Origin of the sequence: Micromonospora sp. RTGN7 (genome assembly GCF_033804645.1) — a bacterium.
Lineage (GTDB): Bacteria > Actinomycetota > Actinomycetes > Mycobacteriales > Micromonosporaceae > Micromonospora.
Genome location: NZ_JAPZLF010000001.1, coordinates 772,509 through 797,940, shown reverse-complemented (window position 1 = coordinate 797,940; position 25,432 = coordinate 772,509). Strand labels below are relative to the sequence as shown.

Below are 25,432 nucleotides of genomic sequence, written 5' to 3'. Positions count from 1 at the left end.
ATCACGACCCTGACCATAGGTCGCCAACAACGCCTGCGCCTCAATCGGATCACCCAACGACGTACCCGTACCGTGCGCCTCCACCACATCCACATCCACCACCGACAACCGCGCACTCGAAAGCGCCTGCCGAATCACCCGCTGCTGCGACGGACCATTCGGCGCCGTCAACCCATTCGACGCACCATCCTGATTCACCGCACTACCCCGCACCACCGCCAGAACGCGGTGGCCGTGGCGCCGGGCGTCGGAGAGGCGTTCCACGAGGAGCATTCCGACGCCCTCAGACCAGCCGGTGCCGTCGGCGCCCTCGGCGAAGGACTTGCACCGCCCGTCGGGGGCGAGCCCGCGCTGCCGGCTGAAGTCGATGAACGTCTCCAGGGTGGTCATCACGGTGACGCCGCCGGCCAGCGCGAGCGTGCACTCACCGGAGCGCAGCGACTGCACCGCGAGGTGGAGCGCGACCAGGGACGACGAGCACGCCGTGTCGACGGTCAGCGCCGGCCCCTCGAACCCGAACGTGTACGCCACCCGCCCGGAGAGCACGCTGCTGGCCGTGCCGCCGCCGATGAACCCCTCCAGGGTCTCCGGCAGCTCGCCGAGCCCGGCGGCGTAGTTGTGGTACATCATGCCGGCGAAGACGCCGACCCGGCTGCCGCGCAGCGAGAGCGGGTCGATCCGGGCGTCCTCGATCGCCTCCCAGGACGCCTCCAGCATCAGCCGCTGCTGCGGGTCCATGGCGAGAGCCTCGTACGGCGAGACCTTGAACAGCTCCGGATCGAAGTCCCCGGCGTCGTGCAGGAAGCCGCCCTCCCGGGCGTACGTGCTGCCCCGCCGCTGACCCGTCGGGTCGTACGCCCCTTCGGTGTCCCAGCCCCGGTCGGTGGGGAAGCCGGTGACGCCGTCGGACGCGGTGGCGACGAGGTCCCACAGCTGCTCGGGCGAGCGGACCCCGCCCGGGTAGCGGCAGCTCATCCCGACGATCGCGATGGGCTCGTGGCTCCTGGCGTCGACGGCCCTCAGGCGTTCGCTGGTCTCGGCGAGGTCGGCGGTGACGCGCTTGAGGTACTCGCGGAGCTTGGCTTCGTTGGCCATCGGGGTTTCACCTGTCGCGTTGGTCGGCAAGCGGGGCGGTTCACCGGTCAGGAACGACCGAACTTGCTGTCGATGAAGTCGAAGAGTTCGTCGTCGCTGGCTTCGTCGATCACCTGGGCGACGGCGCCAGCGTCGCCGTCCCAGCGGGTGAGCAGCGCCCTGAGCCGCGCGGTGACCGCCGCGCGGGTCTCCTCGTCGGCGGTCAGCTCCGCGAGGGCCTCCGCCGGGGTGGCCTCGAACGCCGCCTCCAGCCGGTCCAACTCGTCGAGGAGGGTGGGCGCGGACCGGCCGGGGCCGAACTGCGCCACCAGGTACCCGGTGAGGGCCTCCGGGGTGGGGTGGTCGAAGACCAGGGTGGCCGGCAGCGACAGGCCGGTGCGGGCGGTCAGCCGGTTGCGCAGGTCCACGGCGGTCAGCGAGTCGAAGCCCAGCTCGGTGAAGGACTGCCCGGCCCCGACCGCCGACGCGGAGGCGTAGCCGAGCACCTCGGCGACCTGGCCGGTGACCAGTTCCTCGACCAGCCGGCGGCGGTCGGAGTCGGCGGCCCCGGCGATCCGGTCGCGGAAGCCTGCGGCCGGGGCGGTGCCGCCCCCGGCGCTGCGCCGGGTCCGGATGCCGGCCAGGCCGCGCAGCGCCGCCGGCAGGTGGTCGACGGTGCGCAGGGTGCGCAGCGCGGCCAGGTCGAGGCGGACGGGCAGCAGGAGCGGCTGCCGGCAGCGCCGGCTGGCGTCGAAGAGGGCGAGCGCCTGCTCGGTGCCGAGCGGGGCGATGCCCTGGCGGGTCATTCGTTCCCGACGGGCGGTGCCCAGCTCCCGGGTCATCCCGCTGCCCTCCTCCCAGAGCCCCCAGGCCAGCGAGGTGGCGGCGAGGCCGGCGGCACGCCGGTGGTGGGCGAGGCCGTCGAGGAAGGCGTTGGCCGCCGCGTAGTTGCCCTGCCCCGGTCCGCCGAGCGGGCCGGCGATCGAGGAGAAGAGCACGAACATCGGCAGGTCCAGGTGCCGGGTGAGGTCGTGCAGGTGCCAGCCGGCGTCGGCCTTCGGGCGCAGCACGGTCTCGGTGCGTTCCGGGGTCAGCGCGGTGACGGTCGCGTCGTCGAGGACCCCGGCGGCGTGTACGACGCCGGTGAGCGGGTGCTCGGCTCCGACGGTGGCCAGCAGCGCGGCGACCTGACCCCGGTCGGCCACGTCGCAGCCGGCGAAGCGGGCCTGCGCGCCGAGCCGGGTGAGCTCGGCGAGGAGGTCGGCCGCCCCGGGGGCGTCGGCGCCGCGCCGGCCGACGAGCAGCAGGTGCCGCACCTTGTGCGCGGTGACCAGGTGCCGGGCGATGATGCCGCCGAGGGTGCCGGTGGCGCCGGTGACCAGCACCGTGCCGTCGGGCAGGAGGTCGACGGCGCCCGTCGGGTCGGGCTCGGCCGGCGCAAGCCGGGGCACCAGCAGCCGCCCGTCGCGGAGGGCGAGTTGCGGCTCGTCGCTGGCCAGGGCGCGGCCGAGCAGGTCCGCGTCGGCGTCGGCGTCGGCGTCGGCGTCGAGGTCGACCAGCACGAACCGGTCGGGGTGCTCCAGTTGCGCCGACCGGATCAGGCCCCAGACGGCCGCGCCGGGCAGGTCGGTCACCTTGCCCGTGAGGTCGGCGGGCACGGCGCCCCGGGTGAGCACGACGAGCCGCCGGGCGGCGAACCGGTCGTCGGCCAGCCACTCCTGTAGGGCCGCGAGGGTCGTGGCGAGCCGGGTGCGGGTCGCCTCGAGGGGGTCGCCCGCCGGGGCGTCCCCGGCGGCGAGCAGCACCAGCCGGGGATCGTGCCGGCCGGCGTCGACGGCCTCGGCGAGCGCGGCCAGCCCGCCGGGCAGCGTGGTGCCGGCGAGGCTTGCGGCGGCGTCCAGCGCGACGATCCCGGTCGCCGGCCGGGCCGGCAGCGGCAGCGCGGTCCAGCGCAGGTCGAACAGGGGCAGCTCGGCCGGGTCGGCGGCGTCGAGCTGGTCTGCGCCGATCGGCCGGGACACCAGCGAGCCGATCCGGGCGACGGGCGCGCCGGTGCCGTCGGCGAGGGTCAGGCAGACCGCCGAGCCGGCCCGGGTGACCCGTACCCGAAGGGTGGTCGCGCCGACGGCGGCGAGCGCGACGCCCGACCAGGCGAACGGAAGTCGGGCCCCGGGCGCCTCGGCGTCGTCGTCGGTGAGGCCGACGACGTGCAGCGCCGCGTCCAGCAGGGCCGGGTGCAGGCCGAACCCGCCGGTGGCGGTGCCGTCCGGGAGCGCGACCTCCGCGAAGACCCCTTCGTCGGTACGCCACGCGGCGCGCAGCCCCCGGAAGGTGGGCCCGTGGTCGACGCCGAGCCGGTGGAGCTGCTCGTAGATCGGCTCGACCGGCACGGCGGTGGCGTCGGGCGGGGGCCACTCGGCCAGCCCCTCCGACGCGTCGGCGCCACCGGGGGCGAGGACACCCTCGGCGTGCCGGGTCCAGTCGGCGCGCGGGTCGTCGGCGGGCCGGGAGTGGATGCTCACCCGGCGACGGCCGTACTCGTCGGCGGCGGCCAGGCCGAGCTGCACCGCCCGGGCGCCCTGCTCGGGCAGGACCAGCGGCGCGGCGAGGGTCAGCTCCTCCAGCGAGTCGCAGCCGGCCCGGGTGCCCGCGTGCAGCGCCATCTCCACCAGCGCCGTGCCGGGCACCACGACCGATCCCCAGACGAGGTGGTCGGCGAGCCAGGGGTGGGTCAGCAGGGAGAGCCGGCCACCGTGGACGCGCGCGTCGTCGGTGGCCGGGACGAGTTCGGTGGTCAACAGGGGGTGCCCGGCGGGGCGTAGGCCGAGGCCGGACGCGTCGAGGCCGGACGCGCCGGCGGCCAGCCAGTAGCGTTGGCGCCCGAAGGCGTAGCTGGGCAGGTCGACGGTGCGGGGTTGGGTGCCGGCCCCGATGAACCAGGCCGACCAGTTCACCGGGGTACCGGTGACGTGCAACCGGGCCAGGGCGGCGACCGTGGCGGTCACCTCGGGCTGGTCGCGGCGCAGCAGCGCCACCTGCCGCACCGGCGGGTCGGTCGGGGTCTGCGCGGCCATCGCGGTCAACGTCGCATCCGGGCCCACCTCCAGCATCGTGGTCACCCCGAGCCGGTGCAGGGCCGCCACGGCGTCGGCGAAGCGCACCGCCTCCCGCGCGTGCCGCACCCAGTACTCCGGCGTGCCGATCTCCTCGCCGTCGACGAGCGCACCGGTCAGGGTCGACACGATCGGCACCCGCGGCGCCCGCCAGGCCAACCCCGCCAGCACCGCGCGGAAGGGCTCCAGCATCGGCTCCATCAACCGGGAGTGGAACGCGTGGCTGACCGACAGCCGCCGGGTGCGCCAGCCCTGATCCGCGCACTCCGCGGCCACCCGCTCCAGCTCCTCGACCGGGCCGGAGAGCACCACCGCGGCCGGGCCGTTGACCGCCGCCACGTCGACCCGCTGCCCGGCCACCTCCCGCACCCGGTCCTCCGCCGCGGCCACCGCCAGCATCCCGCCACCGGCGGGCAACGTCTGCATCAACGAACCCCGCGCCGCGACCAGGGCGCAGGCGTCCTCCAACGACAGCACCCCCGCCGCGTACGCCGCGCTGACCTCACCGATCGAGTGCCCCGCCAGGTAGTCCGGCCGCACTCCCCACGAGCAGACCAGCTCGTACAGGGCCACCTCCACCGCGAAGAGCCCCGCCTGGGTGAACACCGTCCGGTCCAGCAGCCCCGCCGGCCCGTCGCCCGCCTCGGCGAGGACCACCTCCCGCAGCGGGCGCGGCAACCTGCCCTCGAACCCCGCGCAGACCCGGTCGAACGCCTCGGCGTACACCGGGAACCGGTCGTACAGCTCCCGTCCCATCCCCGCGCGCTGCGCACCCTGACCGGTGAAGAGCATCGCCCGGCGGCCCGCGGCCACCTCGCCGACGATGACCCCGGCCATGGAGGCCCCGTCGACCAGGGCGTCCAGCCCGGCGAGCAGGTCGGCGCGGTCCGCGGCGACGATGACCGCCCGGTGCTCCAGCGCCGCCCGTGACGTGGCCAGCGACCACGCCGCGTCGGCCGCCGGCAGCGCCGGGTCGGTGCCGACGAACTCGGCCAGCCGGGCCGCCTGCGCGGCCAGCGCCTCGGCCGAGTGCCCCGAGACCAGCCACGGCAACACCGGCGGGGCCACGTCGCCGGCCACCCTGGTCCCCGCCCCGGCCGGCGTCGCCTCGGGCTCGGCCGGCGTGTCCTCCGGCTCGGCCTGCTCGACGATGACGTGCGCGTTCGTGCCGGAGATACCGAACGACGACACCGCCGCCCGGCGCGGACGATCCACCGTCGGCCACGGCCGGGCCGCCGTCACCAGTTCGACCGCGCCCGCGTCCCAGTCCACCTTCGACGACGGCACGTCCACGTGCAGCGTTGCCGGCACCACGCCGTGCCGCATCGCCTGCACCATCTTGATCAGCCCGGCGACGCCGGACGCCGACTGGGTGTGCCCGATGTTCGACTTCACCGACCCCAGCAACAGCGGCGTCTGCCGGTCCTGCCCGTAGGTGGCCAACAGCGCCTGCGCCTCGATCGGGTCGCCCAGCGTCGTGCCCGTGCCGTGCGCCTCCACCACGTCCACGTCGGTGGGCGACAGGCGGGCGTCGGCGAGCGCCTGACGGATCACCCGCTGCTGGGACGGGCCGTTGGGTGCGGTGAGGCCGTTCGACGCCCCGTCGGAGTTGACGGCGCTGCCCCGCACCACCGCCAGCACCCGGTGGCCCAGCCGGCGGGCGTCAGCCAGGCGCTCCACCAGGAGGACGCCGATGCCCTCGGCGAGGGCGGTGCCGTCGGCGGCGTCGGCGAACGCCCGACACCGCGCCGAGGCCGACAGGTTGTCCTGCCGGGTGAAGTCCACGAAGATGGCGGGTGTCGACAGCACACTGACGCCGCCGGCCAGCGCGAGGTCACACTCTCCCGAACGCAGGGACCGCACGGCCAGGTGCAGCGCCACCAGCGACGACGAGCAGGCCGTGTCCACGGTCACCGCCGGCCCCTCGAACCCGAACGCGTACGCCACCCGGCCGGAGCTGATGCTGCCCGCGCTACCGAGGCCCAGGTAGTCGCTGACGCCGTCGGGGACGTCGGTGGCACCGCCGGCGTAGCCGCCGTGGGTCAGGCCGGCGAAGACGCCGACCCGGTCGCCCCGCAGCGGGGTGGGATCCACCCCCGCCGACTCGAACGCCTCCCAGGACACCTCCAACAGCAGCCGCTGCTGCGGGTCCATCGCCAACGCCTCGCGGGGCGAGATGCCGAAGAAGCGGGGGTCGAAGTCCCCGGCGTCGCGCAGGAAACCGCCCTCGCGGACGCAGGACGTGCCGGGGCGTTCCCGGTCCGGGTCGTACAGCTCGGCGAGGTCCCAACCCCGGTCGGTGGGAAAGCCGGAGATCGCATCGCCGGAGGCAGCCACCAACTCCCACAGCCCGTCGGCGGACTCGACGCCGCCGGGAAAGCGACATGCCATTCCGACGATGGCGATCGGCTGCTGGGCCTCGTCCTCGACGTCGCGGAGCCGTTGCCGGGTCCGGCGCAGGTCGGTGGTGACCCTCTTCAGGTACTCCCGGAGCTTCTCTTCGGTGTCCATCAACCTGACCCATCGCGGTGGCCGGCGGAGACCTGACGTAGGCGACGGTACGAATGCGCGAATTCCTCAGGCCAGATCGGTTCTACGTCCTTTGCACAATTCAGCCGAGAGCCACGGGTCCCCTCTGCGGGGGAAAGTTATGGCCTGGCTATGAGCTGCGACAACCCCTAACCCCCGCGGCCGTCCCCTAGGGGTGGCCGCACCCGGTGGATCCGATTAGCGTCCGTTTGACCACACCGGTGTCGCCGAATCGCGCACCACCGCTGGAAGGACCGCGTGAGAATGACCGACTCAGACAACGGCCTGTGGGTGCGCCGGTTCCATCCGGCTCAGGCCGGGGCTCGGCGGTTGGTGTGCCTGCCGCACGCCGGTGGGTCCGCGAGCTTCTACTTCCCGGTCTCCCGGGCGCTCTCGCCGGCCGTCGAGGTCCTCGCCATCCAGTACCCGGGGCGGCAGGACCGCCGCCACGAGCCGTGCGTCGACAACATCCCGGAGCTGGCCCGGCAGGTGTTCGAGGTGCTCCGGCCCTGGCGGGACGAGCCGCTGGCGATCTTCGGACACAGCATGGGCGCGAGCCTCGGCTTCGAGGTGGCGCGGCTGATGGAGGCGGAGAGCGGTACGCCGGCCGCGCACCTCTTCCCGTCGGGGCGGCGGGCACCGTCGGCCTCCCGTAACGAGACGGTGCACCTGCTCGACGACGAGGGCCTGCTGGCCGACATGAAGAAGCTCAGTGGCACGGAGGCTGCGGTGCTCGGCGATCCGGAGCTGCTACGCGCCGCGCTCCCGGCGATCCGCAACGACTACCGGGCGGCGGAGACGTACGAGTACGTGCCGGGGCCGAAGCTGAGCTGCCCGGTGACGGTCTTCACCGGCGACGCCGACTTGAAGACGACGATCGACGAGGCCCAGGCGTGGGAGCGGCACACCACCGGCCCGTTCGCCCTTCAGGTCTTCCCGGGCGGGCACTTCTTCCTGGCCCAGCACCAGCCGGCGATCCTGCGTACCCTGTCGACGGCGCTGGCCGGCACGTCGGCCCGCTGACCGGCGGCGCTGGCGCGACGATCGACGTGGCCCCCACCGCCGGCGAGGTGCCGGTGCGGTGGGGGCCGCCGGGTGTCACGCCTTGTGCGCGACGGCGATCACGTAGTCGAGCAGGCCGATCTCCTTCTTGATCAGGGCCTCGTCGCGCCAGTGGTTGGCCATGCCCTTGACCGCGCTGGCCTCGGCCTCGGCCCGGAACGCCGGGTCGCTGGGGCGCTGCGACTGGAACAGCCGCCAGCCCTCCCAGGTGTGGTCCTGGATGGACTGCACGTCGACGGTGGAGAACCCGGCGGCGGTGAGCTGCTCGGCGTAGACCGTGCGGTCGTGCCAGTTCTCGTCCGGGATGCTGAACTTGATGAAGCTCAGCGGGCCCGAGTTGATCGACATCCGGGTGGTGTCGTTGCTGAGCGGGATGATGTCGGCGGTGGCGAGGGTGCCGCCCGGCTTGAGCACCCGCAGCGCCTCGGCGAAGAAGGCGCTGCGCGGGTAGAAGTGGAACGCCGACTCCAGCGCCACCACCCGGTCGAAGGTGCCGTCGGCGAAGGGCAGTTCGGTGGCGGTGCCGAGCTGGAACTCGGCCTGCTCGGCGACGCCCTCCCGCCGCGCGCGTTCCTGGGCCTGCTCGACATGCCGGGGGGTGACGTTGATGCCGTGCACCTTGGCCACCCGGCGCTCGCGCAGCCAGGCGAAGTCCTGGTCGCCGTAGCCGAAGCCGACGTCGAGGACGGTGTCGTCCGGCTTGAAGCCGGCGGCGTCGGCGAGCTTCATGGCCAGGGCCTCGCCGGCCACGTCGATGCTGGTCGTCCCCTCCTCCCAGTAGCCGACGTTCATGTACCGGGTGGTGCGGGCCGCGAACTCCACCTTCGGGGACTGGATCTCGTAGAAGCGGCGGACCCGGGTCACCGGATCCTTGGTGGTCATGGTGCGGATGACCCGCCCGAGGGTGCGAAGGTTTTCCAACATGTCAGCTCCTTGGGAGACAGCGGGTGGTCAGGGTTGCAGTGCAGGGGCGACGACCTGCTGACGCAGCTCGTTCACCAGGGTGGCCGCGCCGTCCGGTCCGGCCGCGACGCCGAAGACGTAGAAGTCGGGGCGAACCAGGAGGGCGTCGGCCCGCACGCCGGAGAGGTACGCCAGGTAGCCGCCGTCGAGATCGGTGACGGTGACCGGGCCGTTCCCGTCGGCCGGGGCTGCGTCGGCCGGGGCGGCGTCGGCGGCCCGGACGGCGACCCAGCGGGCGCCGAGGCCGTCGAGAAAGGCCACGTCGGCCGGGACGAGCGCGGCCGGGACATCCCGGGTGAGCAGCACGAAGCCGGTGCCGACGACCTCGTCGAACCAGCCCGTCCGCCCGTCGGCAGCCACCCGGCCCTGGTGCGCGGGGGCGCCGGCGTGCGGGGCCGGTGCGCCGTCCGGACCCCGGCACAGCACACCGTCGACGATCGCCTCGCGCAGCGACCGGGCATGCTTCTGCTGGGTACGCCGGCGCAGCGCAGCCAGCATCACCGAGTCCCGGCCGGCGGCCTTCTTCGGGTCGGTCTCGCAGATCACCTTCCCGGAGTCGATGGACATCCGGATGGCGTGCTGCACGTGCGCCCGCCGTTCCACCTCGTACGTGTCGAGCAGCGCGTCGTCGGCGAGCCCCCGGCGCACCAGGTCCAGCTTCCAGGCCAGGTTGATCACGTCCCGGAAGCCGGAGCTCATGCCCTGGCCGAGGAAGGGCGGCATGACGTGCGCGGCGTCCCCGGCGAGGAACACCCGGCCGGAGCGCCACGTGTCGGCGTAGCAGGCCTGGGTGGTGTAGACGCCGTACCGGTCGAGGCGGGCGGTGTCCGGGGTGATGTCGAACAGGCCCAGCAGCCGCCAGACGCTGGCTTCGCTGCGGAACTCCTCCAGGCTCTCCTCCGGCACCCGCATGAACTCCCAGCGCCGGTGATCCGGCCCGGCGGACACGGCGGTGCGGGGGCGGGCGGGGTCGCAGATCTGGAGGTTGTTGGGCTTGAACACGACCGGCTCGTTGAGCACCACGTCGCAGACCAGCCAGTCGTGGGTGAAGCCGAGGTCGGTGACGCCCGTACCGAGCCAGCGGCGGACGAAGCTGTTCGCGCCGTCGCAGCCGAGCACCCAGGAGGCGGTGAAGACCTGGGCGGTTCCGTCGGCCGCCAACGCGGTCACCTCGACCCGGTCGCCGTGGTCGGCGAGGTCGGTCACCTCGACGCCGCGCAGCACCTGCACCCCGGGCAGTTCGGCGCCCCGCTCGGCGAGCCGATCCTCCAGCCCGGGCTGGTAGAAGGAGATCGAGTCGGGCCAGCCGCCGTCGGGGACCTTGATGTGCAGCAGGGTCCGCCCGAAGCCGTTCTTCCAGGTGTACTCGCCGGAGGGCTCGATGACCGGGTCGAGGCGGTCGCCGACGCCGCAGGCGGCGAGGATGCGGCTGGCCTCGCCGTCGTAGGAGACCGCGCGGGGCATGTTGTACGGGGTGGCCCACTTCTCCACCACCCGCACCGTGAAGCCGCGCTGGGCGAGCAGGATCGCCGCCACCTGGCCCACCGGGCCGTAGCCCACGATCAGTACGTCGGTCATCGCCGTTCCCCGTCTGTCCATCTCGGGCCCGGCATCTCCAGCCCGAGTTCCGTATCGATCAGGCTGAAGATCTCGTCGTCGCTGGCCTGGTCGAGGTCGAGGTCCTGGTCGGCCTCGCGTACGGACGCGCCGCCGCCGGTGGCCCGCCACTTGGCGATCAGCACCTCCAACCGCGCCGCGACCTGCGTGTGCAACTCCGCGCCGACCACCGTCTCGGCCAGCGAACGTTCGAGGCTCTCCAGCTCGGCCAGGATCGCCGGCGCCGCCTCCCCGCCGTCCCCGACGAGTTGGGCGCACAGGAATCCGGCCAGCGCGGTCGGGTCCGGGTAGTCGAAGATGACCGTCGCGGGCAGCCGCCGGCCGGTGGCCTCGGTGAGCCGGTTGCGCAGCTCGACGGCGGTCAGCGAGTCGAAGCCGATCTCGTTGAACGCCTGGGCGGGCCGGATCGCGTCCGAGGTGGCGTGACCGAGCACGGCGGCGGCCTCGGCACGAACCAGGTCGAGCAGCAGCCCCGCCTGCTCCTGGCCGGTGAGCGCCCGGAGCCGGCCGGCAAGGTCCTGGCCGGCGGCGGCGGACTCGGCGTGGGCCCGGGGCCGTTCCCGGCGGACCAGCCCGCGCATCAGCGCCGGCACGGTGGCCCGGTCGGCCAGGTAGGCCACGTCGACCCGGGTCGGCACCAGGTGCTCCTCGGGGTTGGCCAGCCCCGCGTCGAACAGCGCCATGCCCAGGTCGGAGGGGATGGCGAGTTGGCCGTCGCGGGCGGTGATCCGGCCGGAGACGCGGTCGAGCTTGGCCGTCAGCGCGCTCTCCTGCTCCCACAGCCCCCACGCGTACGACTGGGCGGGCAGCCCCGCGCCGCGCCGGGACCGGGCCAGCGCGTCGAGGTACGCGTTGGCGGCGGCGTAGTTGCCCTGGCCGGGCACGCCGAACACCCCCGCACCGGAGGAGAAGAGCACGAACCCGGCGAGGTCGAGGTGCCGGGTCAGCTCGTCGAGGTGCCGGGCGGCGTCCACCTTGGGCCGGAAGACGGTGTCGACGCGCTGCGGGGTGAGCGCGGTGACCACCCCGTCGTCGAGCACCCCGGCGAGATGCACCACGGCGGTGAGCGGGTGCCCGGCCGGCAGACCGGCGACGAGTCGGGCCACGGCGTCCCGGTCGGCGACGTCGGCGGCGACCACGGTGACCACGGCACCGAGGGCGGTCAGCTCGGTGGTCAGCTCCGCCGCGCCTTCGGCGTCGGGGCCGCTCCGGCTGGCCAGGACCAGGTGTCGGGCCCCGTGGCCGGTGACCAGGCGGCGGGCCACCAGCCCGCCGAGCAGGCCGGTGCCGCCGGTGACCAGGACGGTGCCGTCCGGGTCCCACGCCACCGGCATGGTGAGCACCACCTTGCCGATGTGCCGGGCCTGGCTGACGTACCGGAACGCGTCGGGGGCCTGCCGGACGTCCCAGGCGCGCACCGGCAGCGGGGCGAGCCGACCGGCGGCGAAGAGGCCCATCAGCTCGACCAGCATCCGCTGGATCTCGTCGGGGTCGACACTGGTCAGGTCGTACGCCTGGTAGGCCACGCCGGGGTGGTCGGCGGCGACCCGGTCGGGGTCGCGCAGGTCGGTCTTGCCCATCTCGACGAACCGGCCGCCGCGGGGCAGCAGTCGCAGCGACGCGTCGACGAACTCCCGGGCGAGGGAGTCGAGGACCACGTCGACGCCCCGCCCGCCGCTGGTGGCGAGGAAGTGGGGTTCGAAGTCGAGGGTGCGCGAGGAGGCCAGGTGGCTGTCGGGCACGCCCATCGCCCGCAGGGCCGGCCACTTGCCGGGGCTGGCGGTGGCGTACACCTCGGCGCCCAGGTGGCGGGCGAGCTGCACGGCGGCCATGCCGACGCCGCCGGCGGCGGCGTGCACCAGTACCGCCTCGCCGGCTCGCAGCCCGGCCAGATTCACCAGCCCGTGGTATGCGGTGAGGAACACCACCGGCATCGAGGCGGCCTGGGCGAACGTCCAGCCGTCGGGCATCGGCACGAGCAGCCGGCGGTCGGTGACCGCGACCGGGCCGAAGCAGCCGGCGAAGACGCCGAGCACCCGGTCGCCGGGGCGCAGGTCGGTCACCTCGGCGCCGACCTCGGTGACCATGCCGGCCGCCTCGCCGCCGGGCGGGCCGGGGTCGCCCGGGTAGAGGCCGAGGGCGTTGAGCACGTCCCGGAAGTTGAGCCCGGCCGCCCGGATCCGGACCCGCACCTCGCGCGGGCCCAGCGGCGCGTCAGCGGCGTCGGTGGGGACCAGGACGAGGTTGTCCAGGCTGCCCCGGGCCGGCACGTCGAGCCGCCAGGCGGGCACGCCCACCGGCGGGGTGAGCGTCGCGGCGTCGGAGAGGCGGGCCAACCGGGGCGCGTACGGGGTTCCGCCGCGCAGTGCCAGCTGGGGCTCCCGGGTGGCCAGCACGACCGCCAGATCATCGGCGGTGGGCGGGGTGTCGGTGTCGAGCAGGACGAACCTGTCGGGGTGCTCGGACTGGGCGGAGCGCACCAGCCCCCAGGCGGTGGCGGCCTCGGGGTCGTCGACCTCGGCGGGGCTGTGCACGCCGACCGCGCCCCGGGTGAGCAGGACCAGCGGGGTGCCCGCCCAGCGGGGCTCGGCCAGCCACCCCTGCACCAGGGCGAGCGCCTCGACGGCGACGGCCCGGGCCCGGTCGGTCGGGCCGGCCTCGGGTGCGGCGGGGCCGCCGAGAGGGGCCAGGACGGCGTCGGGCTCGGAGGCGCCGTCGTCGACGGCCCGCCCGAGCGCGGCCGGGTCCCGGTGGTGCGGGAACGCGCCGACCGCCCGGCCGAGCGCCACCACCCGGGCCGGTACGACGGCTTCCTGCGCGGCCAGCGGCTGCCAGTCGAGCCGGAAGAGCGCGTCGGCGACGCCGGAGTCCCGGGCGCCCAACTCGGCCCGGGAGATCGGGCGCATGGCGAGCGAGCCGACCTCCGCCACCGGTGCGCCGGCGGCGTCTGCCACGGTGAGCGTGAAGGCGTGCGGGCCGGTCCGGGCCACCCGTACCCGCAGGGTCGTGGCCCCGGCGGCGTGCAGGGTGACCCCGTTCCAGACGAACGGCAGCAGCAGCCGGTCCGCCCCGGCGTCGGCGAGGCCGCCGAAGTGCGCGGCGTGCAGGGCTGCGTCGAGCAGGGCCGGGTGCAGGCCGTACCGGTCGGCCTCGGCGCGCTGCGCGGAGGGCAGTTCCACCTCGGCGTACACGTCGTCGCCGTCGGTCCACACCGCGCGCAGCCCCTGGAACGCCGGCCCGTACCCGTAGCCGTCGGCGGCCAGCCCGGCGTAGAAGCCGGAAAGGTCGACGGGGCGGGCGTGCGGCGGCGGCCAGGCCGCGAGCCCGGCGGCCGGGGCGGCCTGGTCGGCGGAGAGGGTGCCACTGGCGTGCCGGGCCCACGTGCCGTCCGCCGGGCTGGCGGCCAACCGGGAGTGCACGGTGACCGGGCGACGTCCGTCGGCGGCGGGCGCGCCGACGGCGACCTGCACCTGGGTCGCGCCCCCGGCCGGCAGCGCCAGCGGGGCCTCGATGACCAGTTCGTCGAGCGTCGGTACCCCGACGGCGTCGCCGGCGTGCAGGCAGAGCTCGACCAGGCCGGTGCCGGGCACCAGCACGGTCCCGCCGACCTGGTGGTCGACCAGCCAGGACGGGTCGGTGGCGGCGAGCCGGCCGGTGAACAGGTGCCCACGCGCCTCGGCGAGCGTCACCGAGGCGCCGAGCAGCGGATGCCCGGCAGCGGTCAGGCCGGCCGCGCCGACGTCGCCGGGGCCGGCCAGTCGGCGCGGCCAGTAGCGACGGTGGGCGAACGCGTAGGTGGGCAGGTCGACCCGCCGCCCGCCGGCCAGCGCAGGCTGCCAGTCCACCGGCACGCCGTGCACGTGCAGCTGGGCGGCGGAGTGCAGGAACCGGCTCAGATCGCCCTGGTCGCGCTGCACCGAGCCGACGACCAAGGTCGGTCGCTCGCACCCGGCGAGGGTCTCGGAGATGCTGAGGGTGAGTACCGGGTGCGGGCTGCACTCGACGTACGTGTCGTGGCCCTGCCCGGCGAGCGCGCGGACCGCCCGCTCCAGCTCGACGGTCTGACGCAGGTTGCGGTACCAGTAGTCCGCGTCCATCTCGGTGCCGTCGAACCAGCACAGGTCGGTGGTGGAGAAGAGCGGCACTGCGGCCGGGCCGGGGGTCGTCCCGGCGAGCAGCTCGGCCAGCTCGGCGCGGATCGGCTCCACCCGGGACGAATGCGAGCCGTAGTCCAGGTCGATCGCCCGGACCCGGACCTGCTCGGCGGCCAACTCGGCGAGGAAACGCTCGATGGCCGCCGGCTCGCCGGAGACCGTCACGGCGCTCGGCCCGTTGACCGTGGCCACCTCGACCCGGCCGCCGAACCGGGCGATCCGTTCCCGGGCCACGTCGGCGGGGAGCGCCACCGCGGCCATCGCCCCGGTCCCGGCCAGCATCCGGATCGCGCGGGCGCGCAGCGCCACCAGCCGGGCCGCCTCGGGCAGGGAGAACACCCCGGCGACGCAGGCCGCGGCGATCTCGCCCTGGGAGTGGCCGACCACGGCGTCGGGGCGCACGCCGTAGGAGCGCCACAGCTCCGCCAGCGACACCATCATCGCGAACAGCGCCGGCTGTACCACGTCGTCGCGGTCGAGTCCCGGTGCTCCGGGCACCTGGCGCACCACGTCCAGCAACGACCAGTCGACGTGCGGTCGCAGCGCCGCGTCGCAGGCCGCCATCCGCTCGGCGAACACGGGTGCCTGCGCCAACAGGTCCCGTCCCATGCCGGCCCACTGCGAGCCCTGGCCGGGGAAGACGAACACGATCCGCCCGGTCGGCCCGGCCTCGCCCCGGACCAGGTCGGGATCGGGACGGCCCTCGGCGAGCGCGTCGAGGGCCGCGCCGGTGCGCTCGGCGTCGGCGCCGACCAGCACCGCCCGGGTGCCGAACTCGGCCCGGGTGGCGGCCAGCGACCAGGCCACGTCGAGGGGCCGCTGGTCGGCATGCCCGGCGAAGTGGGCGCGCAGCCGGCGGGCCTGCCCGGCCAGTGCCTCGGGGGTACCCGCGGACAACAGCCAGGGCAGCACGCCGGGTTCGGCGGGCAGGTCGGCGGGTGGGGCGGGCTCCGGCGCGGCCACCGCCTCGACGACGACGTGGGCGTTGGTGCCGCTGATGCCGAACGAGGAGATCCCGGCCCGCGCGGGCCGGTCCGACCGGGGCCAGGGGCGGGACTCGGTGAGCAGCTCCACCGACCCGGAGTCCCAGTCCACCCGGGAGGTGCGCCGGGACGCGTGCAGGGTGCGGGGCAGCCGGCCGTGCCGCATGGCGAGGACCATCTTCAGCAGCCCGGCGACACCGGCGGCGGCCTGGGTGTGCCCGAGGTTGGACTTGACGGAGCCGAGCAGCAGCGGCGGGACGTCGGCCGGGCGCTGGCCGTACGTGGCGAGGATCGCCTCGGCCTCGATCGGGTCGCCGAGCGGGGTGCCGGTGCCGTGCGCCTCGACGGCGTCCACGTCGGCGGGGGTGAGCCCGGCGGCGGCCAGCGCGGCCCGGATCACCCGCTCCTGGGAGGGCCCGTTGGGGGCGGTGAGCCCGTTGGACGCGCCGTCGGAGTTCACGGCGCTGCCGCGCACCAGCGCGAGGACGGGGTGGCCGCGGCGGCGGGCGTCGGAAAGCCGCTCCACCACCAGTACCCCGACCCCCTCGGACATGCCGAAGCCGTCGGCCTCCTCGGCGAACGCCTTGCACCGGCCGTCGGCGGCGAGGCCGCGCTGGCGGCTGAACCGGGTCAGGCCGGCGGGGCTGGAGAGCACCGACACGCCGCCGGCCAGGGCCAGGTCGCAGTCGCCGGAGCGCAGCGCCTGCGCGGCCAGGTGCAGCGCCACCAGGGACGCCGAGCAGGCGGTGTCCACCGTGACGGCCGGCCCCTCCAGGCCGAGGGCGTACGCGACCCGGCCGGAGAGCACGCTGGCGGCGGTGCCGGTGAGCAGGTGCCCCTCGTCGGCGCTGTTCTCCCCGTCGTCGGAGGTGACGCCGGGTGTGTCCGGGTCGGCGTAGTCCTGGCCGTGGGTGCCGGCGAAGACACCGGTGCGGCTGCCGCGCAACGTGCCCGGGTCGAGCCCGGCGCGCTCCAGCGCCTCCCAGGAGGTCTCCAGCAGCAGCCGGTGCTGCGGATCCATGGCCAGCGCCTCGCGGGGGCTGATGCCGAAGAACGCGGCGTCGAAGTCGGCGACGCCGGTGAGGAAGCCACCGGAGCGCACGTACGTCCGCCCGGGGGTGCCGGGGGCGGGGTCGTAGAGGTCGGGCCAGCCCCGGTCGGTGGGCAGGTCGCCGATGACGTCCCCGCCGTCGTCCAACAGCCGCCACAGCTCCTCGGGGGAGCCGATGCCGCCGGGGAACCGGCAGGCCATCGCGACGATCGCGACGGGCTCGTCGAGGGCGACGGTGGTGGCGTCGGCCACCTCGGTGGCGGTGGTGCCGAGCAGCCGGGCGTGCAGGTGTGCGGCGAGCAGCTCCGGGGTGGGGTGGTTGAACACGGCGTGCGGGGCGAGCCGAACGCCGGTGACGGCGGAGAGCCGGTTGCTCAGCTCCACCGCCATCAGCGAGTCGAAGCCGAGGTCCCGGAACGGCCGGCGCGGCTCGACCCGCTCACCGCCGGCGTGCCCGATGACGGTGGCGCACCGGGTGCGGACCAGGTCCAGCAGCAGGGCGGCCCGCTCCGGCTCGCCGAGGCCGGCCAGCCGATCGGCGAACCCGGCGGCCGACGCGGGCGCCGGGTCGGCGTTCACGGCCCGGCGGGGCGGTGGGGGCAGCAGCGCCCGTAGCAGGGCGGGCACCTCGCCGGAGGCGCGGACGGCAGCCAGGTCCAGCCCGATCGGCACCAGCGTGGGCCGGTCGGCGTGCAGCGCGGCGTCGAGGAGGGCCAGGCCGGCGGCGGTCTCCAGGGGTCGGGTGCCGCCCCGGGCGAGGCGTGCCAGGTCGGCCGGGGCGAGCCGGCCGGCCATCCCGTCCGTCTCGGCCCACAGGCCCCAGGCCAGGGCGGTGGCGGGCAGGCCCCGGTCGCGGCGGTACCCGGCGAGCGTGTCGAGGAACGCGTTGCCGGCGGCGTAGTTGCCCTGGCCGGGGCTGCCGAAGGTGGACGCCGCGGAGGAGAACAGCACGAACGCGGCCAGGTCGAGGTCGGCGGTCAGCTCGTGCAGGTGCCACGCACCGTGCACCTTGGACCGCAGGGCCCGCTCCCAGCGGGCCTCGTCGAGGCCGGTGAGCAGCGCGTCGTCGGTGGCCCCGGCGGCGTGTACGACGGCGGTCAGGCGATCGGCCAGCGGGGCGAGCACCTCGGCCAGCGCAGCCCGGTCGGCGACGTCGACGGCGACCACCCGGACGGTCACCCCGGCGTCGGTGAGGGCGGTCATCCAGTCGGCGTGCCGGCCGGTGCGGCTGAGCAGCACCAGCGTGCTGACGCCGTGGGCGGTGGCGAGGTGGGTGGCGACCTGCCGGCCGACTCCACCGGTGCCGCCGGTTACCAGCACCGTGCCGCCGGCCAGCGCCGGCAGCGCGGTTCCGGCGGGCGGGTGCTCGACCCGGCGGAGTCGGGGCAGCAGGGTCCGACCGTCGCGGACGGCGACCTCGGGCTCGTCGGCGCCGGCGGTCAGGGCCGACCGCACCGTGGCGTCGTCGGTGGAATCGAGGCGCAGCAGCAGGAAGCGGCCGGGGTGTTCGGCCCCGGCGACCCGGACCAGCCCGGCGACGGGGGCGTGCACCGGGTCGCCGTCACCGACGGCGAGGGCGAGCCGGGTGTTGCCCGCGCGGGGATCATCCAGCCAGCGCTGGAGCACGCCGAGGGTGGCGAGGCCGACGGCGTGCGCCCGGTCGGGCACCGGCCGGCCGGGGTCGCCGTCGCCGACCCGCAGCACGAGCAGCGGCGGCAGCGGGCCGTCCGGCGGCGTGCCGTCGGCGAGGGTCCAGGCCGGCACCGGGGTCGCGGGGACGGCCGCGGGGAGCCAGTCGACGGCGTACAGGCCGGCCGGGGCGGGGTCGGCGGTCGACGCCGGGGCGTCGGCCGGCGGTGCCATGTTCCGCAGCACCACCCGCTGCACGTCGAGCACCGGCGCGCCGGCGTCGTCGACGGCGCTCAGCGTCACCGCGTCCGCTCCGGCGGGGGCCAGGCTGACCCGCAGGGCGTACGCCCCGGTGGCGTGGACGCGCACCCCCGACCAGTCGACGGCCACCAGCCGGGCGGCGGGGTCGGTGCGGGCGGGGGTGAAGTCGGCCAGCGGGAGCAGGCGCAGGGCAGCGTCCAGCACCAGCGGGTGCACGCCGTACCGCTCGGTGTCCGGGTCCTGGTCGCCCTCCGGCAGGCGTACGTCGACGAAGAGCCGGTCCCCCGCGACCCACGCGGCCCGGGCCAGCTCCCCGGCGAGCGCCCGGCGCTGCGGGGTGGTCAGGTCGACGGGCCGGGCCCCGGCGGGCGGCCACGCCGCGACGGTGGCCGGGGCGGCATGCGGCTCGGCCGGGGCGAGGACGGCGTCGGCGATCTCCCGCCACGGCCGGCCGTCGGCGGCTCGGAGGTGACAGCGTGCCACCCGGCGCAGGTGCTCGTCGGGCGCGCCGACGGTGACCTGGACGTCGACGGCCAGTTCGGCGGGGAGCGGCACCGGCTGGGGGACGCGCAGTCGCTCCACGGTGGGCAGGTCGAGGAGCCCACCGACGTGGGTGAGCATGTCCAGCAGGGCGGTGGCGGGTAGCAGCGCCGGCGCGTCGTCGCCGGGTGCGGCCAGCCACGGGTGGGTGGTCGCGGCGAGCCGGCCGGTGTAGACGACCTGCCCGGTGCCGGCGATCGGCAGCACCGAGCCGAGCAGCGGGTGCCCGACGTCGGCCAGCCCGACATCGGCGGGGCCGCCGGCCACTGCCGAGTAGGGCAGCCAGTAGTGCCGGCGCTGGAAGGCGTAGGTGGGCAGATCGACCCGGCGGTGCGGGCCGCGGCCGGTGAGGGCGGCGGTGTCCACGGCGACGCCTCGTACATGCAGCCGCGCCACGGCGGCCAGCAGCGCGTCCGACTCGCCGTCGACGGCCCGCACGGCGGGGACGAAGGCCAGCTCGTCGGCGTCGTCGGCGAGGCAGTCCTGGGCCATGGCGGTGAGCACGCCGCCGGGGCCGACCTCCAGGAACGTGGTGACCCCCTGCTCGCGCAGGGCGCGCATCCCGTCGAGGAAGCGGACGGTGCCCCGCACGTGGGCCACCCAGTGGTCGGGCGAGCAGAGCCGGGCCGGGTCGACCGGTTGACCGGTCAGGTTGGACACCACCGGCAGGTGTGGGGTGCGGTAGGTGAGGCCGGCGGCCACCGCGCGGAACGCGTCGAGCATCGGCTCCATGCGCGGCGAGTGGAACGCGTGCGACACCCGCAGCCGGTTGGTGCGCCGTCCGGCGGCGCGCAGGGTGGCCGCGACGGCCAGCACTGCGTCGGCGTCACCGGAGAGGACCACGCTGGTGGGGCCGTTGACGGCGGCCAACCCGACCCGGTCGGTGAGGTGGCCGGCGACCTCGGCCTCGGCGGCCTCGACGGCGACCATCGCGCCGCCGTCGGGGAGCTGCTGCATGAGCCGGGCCCGGGCGGCGACCAGCGTCGCCGCGTCGGCGAGGGAGAACACCCCGGCCACGTGCGCGGCGGCCAGCTCGCCGACGGAGTGGCCGAGCACCGCGTCGGGGCGCACCCCCACCGACTCCAGCAGCCGGTACAGGGCCACCTCGAACGCGAAGAGCGCCGGCTGGGTGTAGACAGTCCGGTCGAGCAGGCCGGCCAGGTCGCCGTCGGGGCCGGCGGCGACGACGTCCGCGACGGGGTGCGCGGCGTGCCCGGCGAGGGCGCGGTCGAGTTCGACGCAGGCCGCGTCGAAGGCATCGGCGAAGACGGGGTACGCGGTGCGCAGCTCCCGGCCCATGCCGGCGCGTTGGCTGCCCTGCCCGCCGAAGATCAGGCCGAGCCGGCCGTCGACGACCCGGCCGGTCAGCACGGCGGCGGTGTCGGGGTCCGTGGTGCCCCGGGCCAGCGCGGTGAGCCCGGCCCGGGCGGTGTCCGGGTCGCCGGCCAGCACCACGGCCCGGTGCTCCAGGGCGGCGCGGGTGGTGGCCAGGGCGTGTCCGACGTCGCCCGGGTCGGTGCCCGCGCCGGGGCCGTCGAGCCAGCCCAGCAGGCGGGCCGCCTGGTCCCGCAGCGCCTCCCCGGTGGCGGCGGAGAGCGGCCACGGCACGGGCGGCCGGCACTCCTGCGGGTCGGTGTCGCCGCTCTCCGCTCGGGCGGCCCGGTGTGCCGGCTCCGGGTCGACGGTGTCGCGCGCCGGCTCCGGGTCGATGGGAACCGCCTCGACGATGACGTGGGCGTTGGTGCCGCTGATGCCGAACGACGACACCCCGGCCCGGCGGGGCCGGCCAACCTCCGGCCACGGGCGGGCCTCGGTGAGCAGCTCCACCGCGCCGGCGGACCAGTCCACCTCGGAGGTCGGGGCGTCCACGTGCAGGGTGGCCGGCAGCGTCCCGTGCCGCATGGCGAGGACCATCTTGATCACCCCGGCGACACCGGCGGCGGCCTGGGTGTGGCCGAGGTTGGACTTCAGCGAGCCCAGCCGCAGCGGTTCGGCGGTGCCACGTCCCGCCCCGTACGTGGCGAGCAGCGCCTGTGCCTCGATGGGGTCGCCGAGCCGGGTGCCGGTGCCGTGCGCCTCGACGGCGTCCACGTCGGCGGTGGTGAGGCCGGCGGCGGCCAGCGCCCGGCGGATGACCCGCTCCTGGGCCGGGCCGTTGGGGGCGGTGAGCCCGTTGGACGCGCCGTCGGAGTTGACCGCCGAGCCGCGCAGCACGGCGAGGACGGGGTGCCCGTTGCGCCGGGCTTCGGAGAGCCGTTCCAGCAGCAGCACGGCGACGCCCTCGGACCAGCCGGTGCCGTCGGCGCCCTCGGCGAACGCCTTGCACCGCCCGTCGGGGGCGAGGCCGCGCTGCCGGCTGAACTCGACGAACGCCTGCGGGGTGCCCATCACGGCGACGCCGCCGGCCACGGCGAGGGAGCAGTCCCCGGCGCGCAGCGCCTGGGCGGCCAGGTGCACCGACACCAGCGACGACGAGCAGGCCGTGTCGACGGTGACCGCCGGCCCCTCGAGCCCGAGCGCGTACGCGACCCGTCCGGAGACGACGCTGCCGGCGGTGCCGACCCCGAGGTACCCCTCGGTGCCGGGCGGGGCCTGGCGCAGGTTCGCGGCGTAGTCGTGGTGCATGACGCCGGTGAAGACGCCGGTGGCGCTGCCGCGCAGCGAGGTGGGGTCGATGCCGGCCCGCTCGAACAGCTCCCAGGAGGTTTCCAGCAGCAGCCGCTGCTGCGGGTCCATCGCCAGCGCCTCGCGGGGGCTGATCGCGAACAGGGTGGTGTCGAAGTCCGCCGCGTCGGGCAGGAAACCGCCGACCCGCACGTACGAGGTTCCCGGCTGGTCGGCGTCGTCGGAGAACAGGTGCGCGAGGTCCCAGCCCCGGTCGGTGGGGAACCCGGTGAGCCCCTCCCGGCCCTGGTCGACGAGGTCCCACAGCTCCTCGGGGGAGGCGACCCCGCCGGGCAGCCGACAGGCCATGGCGACGACGACCACCGGGTCGTCCAGGTTGGACAGCTCGGCCGGCTGGTCGGCGGCGGGCGCCGGGGGCAGGGTCGCGCCGCGCAGTCGGGCGGCCAGCCGTCGGGCGAGGGCCTCGGGGCTCGGGTGGTCGAAGGCGGCGGTGGCGGAGAGCCGTACCCCGGTGGCCCGGGCCAGCCGGTCGCGCAGCGCGACCGCGTCGACGGAGGTGAAGCCAAGTTCCTTGAAGGCCCGGGACGGGCGGACCGCCGCCGGTCCGGGCAGGGCGGCGACCTCGGCGGTGACGGCGCGAACCAGGTCGAGCAGGATCCGGTCGCCCTCGGCGGTGGTCAGCGCGGCCACCCGGCGGCGCAGCTCGGCGGCGTCCTGCTCGTCGCTGCGGCCGGTGCCGGCGGGGCGGGCCGGCCCCCGCCAGGCGGGGTGCGTCGCGCCGGCCGGGTGGACGAGCAGGACGAGGTCGTCGCCGTCGTGCGCGACGTCGAACGCGGCGAGGTCGGTCCGGGCCGGGGCGACCGACGGGCACGGGTCGGTCCCGGTCGGGGCGTCGGCGTCGGCCGTCGTGCCGACCAGCCGGGCGGGGAGGCCGGCTGCCTGGCGGCGGGCGACCAGGGTGTGCAGGGCGCCGACGACCGCTGCCGCCCGCTCCCGGCCGGCCGCACCCAGCAGCAGGGCCGCCGGGACGGCGACGGTGAACGCGGTGACGGCGGCATGTCGGGCGCGGGCGTCCAGCGCCTCGGCGCGGGCGAGCAGCCGCGCGGCGGCGGCGGGGTCGCAGAGTTCGGCGTCGGACGGGCAGAGGAAGACCGCGCCGACCGGCTCGTCGCCGACCTCGGCGGGGACGACGGCCCCGGCGGAGCACGGCGCGGTGATCGCCGCGCCGGCGGCGGTCAGCTCCGCGACCAACTCGGCCAGGTCGGTGTCGCCAGGCAGGCCGGCGGGGAGCAGCCCCAGCCGGTGGGCGCCGTGGGCGGACACCAGGTGTCGGGCCAGCGCCGCCCCGGTCGCCGTGTCCGCCCCGACGACCAGGGTCGGTGCGGCCGGGTCGACCACCTTCGCCGGCCGCGCCGGCATCCGCGCGGGTGCCGGCCCGAGGACCGGGTGCCGGGCGGCTCCGACGCGGAGGGCGACCTGCGCGGCGCCGGCATCCACGGCGGCTGGCAGCAGGGCGAGCGACGACGCGTCGGCGTCCCGGTCGACCAGCACGATCCGGTCCGGGTGGGCGGCCTGCAGGCAGCGGCCCACCGCCCAGGCCACGGTGGCCGCCGGCACCAGGTCCGGGTCGTCGGCCAGCTCCGGGGTGGACGCGTCCACCGCACCGGTGGTCAGCAGCACCACCCGGGTGGCGGCGGATCGGTCATCGGCGAGCCAGTCGCGCAGCCGGGCAGCGAGCTCCGCCGTAGCGTCGGCGTCGGCAGCGACAGGGCGGTCCGCCGTGGCGTCGGCGTCGGCAGCGACAGGGCGGTCCGCCGTGGCGTCGGCGTCGGCAGCGACAGGGCGGTCCGCCGTGGCGTCGGCGTCGGCAGCGACAGGGCGGTCCGCCGTAGCTTGCGCCGGGGCGGCGTCGGCGAGCAGCAGCACGACGTCCGGCGCGTCGGCGTCCCGGCGCAGGGCGGACAGGTCCGGGTGGGCGTCGAACCGGTCCCCCGCCGACGCCGCGCGCAGCGGCCCGACCAGCGCCGCGCCGCCCGCGCCGACGACCGCCCAGCGGCGGGCCGGGGCCGGGCCGGCAGGGTCCGGCGTGACGACCGGCGGTACGGCGGTGAGGTCCAGCGGCTGCCAGCTGACCCGGCTCAGCGTGTCGTGGTGTCCGGCGTTGACGGCGCGCAGCCGGGCCGGCCGGTCCAGCAGTAGCCGGCGGGTGACCTTGCCGGACGCGGTGCGCGGCACCTGCCCGATCTCGTACAGCTCGTCGGGGACCTTGTAGTAGGAGAGCCGCTCCCGGCAGGCCGCGTAACCGGCGGCCGGGTCGAAGCCCTCGGGTCCGGGGACGACGAAGGCCACCGGCACCTCGCCGAGCACGTCGTGCGGCTTGCCGGTGACCGCCACGTCGGCGACGCCGGGCACCGACCGCAGGGCGTCCTCCACCTCGGACGGGTGGATCTTCTCCCCGCCCCGGATGATCATCTCCTGGTGCCGGCCGGTGACGAAGATGTTCCCGTCGGCGTCGCGCCGGGCCAGGTCGCCGGTGCGGTACCAGCCGTCGCGCAGCGCGGCGGCGGTGACCTCGGGAAGCCCGTGGTAGCCGAGCATCACACTCGGCCCGCGCACCCACACCTCGCCCTCGGCGCCGGTCGGGGCGTCCAGGCCGGTCTGCGGGCTGACCAGGCGCACCTGGACGCCGGGCACGGGCCGGCCGCAGGAACCCTCGACGCGGGGCAGGTCCGGCCGGGTGACGGCGATCGACCCGCAGGTCTCGGTGCTGCCGTACGCGTCGAGCAGCGGCGCGTCGAAGACCTCGTCGAACGCCCGACGCAGCGCGCCCGTGGTGATCGCCCCGCCGACCAGGCACACCCGCAGGGCCGGGGCCCGGAAACCGGTCTCCCGGGCGGCGGTGACCAGGTGGTGGTACATGGCCGGCACCCCGGCCAGCACGGTCGCCCCGTCCTCGGCGACGGCGTTCAGCACGTCGTCGGCGGAGAAGCCGTCGATGAGCCGGGCGGTGGCCCCGACGGCGGTGACGCTGAGCACGCAGCCGATGTGCGAGAGGCTGTGGAACAGCGGCAGTGGCCAGACCACCCGGTCGTCGGGGGTGAGGCCGGGAATCGGCACGTAGCAGGAGGCGACCGACCACAGGCAGGTGCGTTGGGTGGACAGGACGCCCTTGGGCCGACCGGTGGTGCCGGAGGTGTAGAGCATCCAGGCAACCTCGTCGAGGCCCAGGTCGTCGCGGGCGTCAACGCCAGGGTCGGCGTCGGCCAGGTCGCGCCACGCGGCCACGCCGTCGGGCGCCGGGGCGTCCCCGGTGACCCAGACCCGCAGGCCGGGCCGGTCCGCGCGCAACCGCAGCACCTGGTCGAGGTGCTCCGGGCCGGTGACCACCAGCACCGCGCCGGAGTCGTCCAGCAGGTGGGCCAGTTCCGCGTCGGTGCTGCTCGGGTTCAGCGGCACGCCGACCGCGGCGGCCCTGGTGACGGCCAGCCACGTCTCCACCGTCTCGACCCGGTTGCCGAGGCAGAAGGCCACCCGCTCGCCCCGGCCGACCCCCGCCGTCGCCAGGTGCCCGGCGAGCCGGCCGGTCCGCGCCTCCAGGTCGGCGTACCCGACCGCGCGGCGGTCGTCGCGGAAGGCGACCTTGTCCCCGAACTCCTCGGCGTGGGCCTTCAGCAGACCGGGCAACGGTTGGACCAGGTCGCTCCGAAGCATGTCACCACATCCGTCCGTCGGCGAGAGTCCTCATCCGCGGCGTAGACCTCGCTCGCCGTAACGGCCCAAGTCTTCCGAGCGCCCTGCCGGTCACCTACCCCTGTCACCCCCTAAGTCGTC

General features: G+C 76.0%; 6 protein-coding genes. 1 reads left to right on the top strand and 5 read right to left on the bottom strand.

Annotation, left to right across the window (positions count from 1 at the left end; genetic code table 11):
• A partial coding sequence (locus tag SNR22_RS03360; protein ID WP_413775580.1) for a beta-ketoacyl synthase N-terminal-like domain-containing protein occupies positions 1-1,125 on the bottom strand: 1,125 nt, incomplete at its 3' end.
• A gap of 17 nt (positions 1,126-1,142) precedes the next feature.
• Positions 1,143-6,701 carry an SDR family NAD(P)-dependent oxidoreductase gene (locus SNR22_RS03355; RefSeq protein WP_413775579.1) on the bottom strand — a complete coding sequence of 1,853 codons (5,559 nt, stop codon included), beginning with the start codon at positions 6,699-6,701 and terminating at the stop codon, positions 1,143-1,145.
• Between the two features lie 279 nt (positions 6,702-6,980).
• Between SNR22_RS03355 and SNR22_RS03350 the strand changes: the two genes are divergently transcribed.
• On the top strand, positions 6,981-7,739 hold the full coding sequence (locus tag SNR22_RS03350) for a thioesterase II family protein (RefSeq protein ID WP_320064922.1): 759 nt from the start codon (positions 6,981-6,983) through the stop codon (positions 7,737-7,739).
• Between the two features lie 75 nt (positions 7,740-7,814).
• Here SNR22_RS03350 and SNR22_RS03345 read toward each other — a convergent pair whose 3' ends face one another.
• From SNR22_RS03345 to SNR22_RS03335, 3 genes are read right to left on the bottom strand one after another with little or no spacing between them, the layout of a single operon-like run.
• Positions 7,815-8,702 (bottom strand): SAM-dependent methyltransferase, encoded by an 888-nt coding sequence (locus tag SNR22_RS03345; protein ID WP_320064921.1) that lies wholly within the window; start codon positions 8,700-8,702, stop codon positions 7,815-7,817.
• Between the two features lie 27 nt (positions 8,703-8,729).
• Positions 8,730-10,319 carry a bifunctional 3-(3-hydroxy-phenyl)propionate/3-hydroxycinnamic acid hydroxylase gene (locus tag SNR22_RS03340; RefSeq protein WP_320064920.1) on the bottom strand — a complete coding sequence of 530 codons (1,590 nt, stop codon included), beginning with the start codon at positions 10,317-10,319 and terminating at the stop codon, positions 8,730-8,732.
• The gene (locus SNR22_RS03335; RefSeq protein WP_320064919.1) at positions 10,316-25,312 is read right to left on the bottom strand and encodes an SDR family NAD(P)-dependent oxidoreductase; all 14,997 of its coding nucleotides are present in this window, start codon (positions 25,310-25,312) and stop codon (positions 10,316-10,318) included. Before SNR22_RS03335 ends, SNR22_RS03340 begins: the two co-directional genes overlap by 4 nt.
• Positions 25,313-25,432: the final 120 nt, after the last annotated feature.

Coding starts and splice junctions, on each gene's coding strand:
- SNR22_RS03345 (WP_320064921.1), bottom strand. CDS start 8,702: ATGTTGGAAAACCTTCGCACCCTCGGGCGGGTCATCCGCACCATGACC.
- SNR22_RS03350 (WP_320064922.1), top strand. CDS start 6,981: ATGACCGACTCAGACAACGGCCTGTGGGTGCGCCGGTTCCATCCGGCT.
- SNR22_RS03340 (WP_320064920.1), bottom strand. CDS start 10,319: ATGACCGACGTACTGATCGTGGGCTACGGCCCGGTGGGCCAGGTGGCG.
- SNR22_RS03335 (WP_320064919.1), bottom strand. CDS start 25,312: ATGCTTCGGAGCGACCTGGTCCAACCGTTGCCCGGTCTGCTGAAGGCC.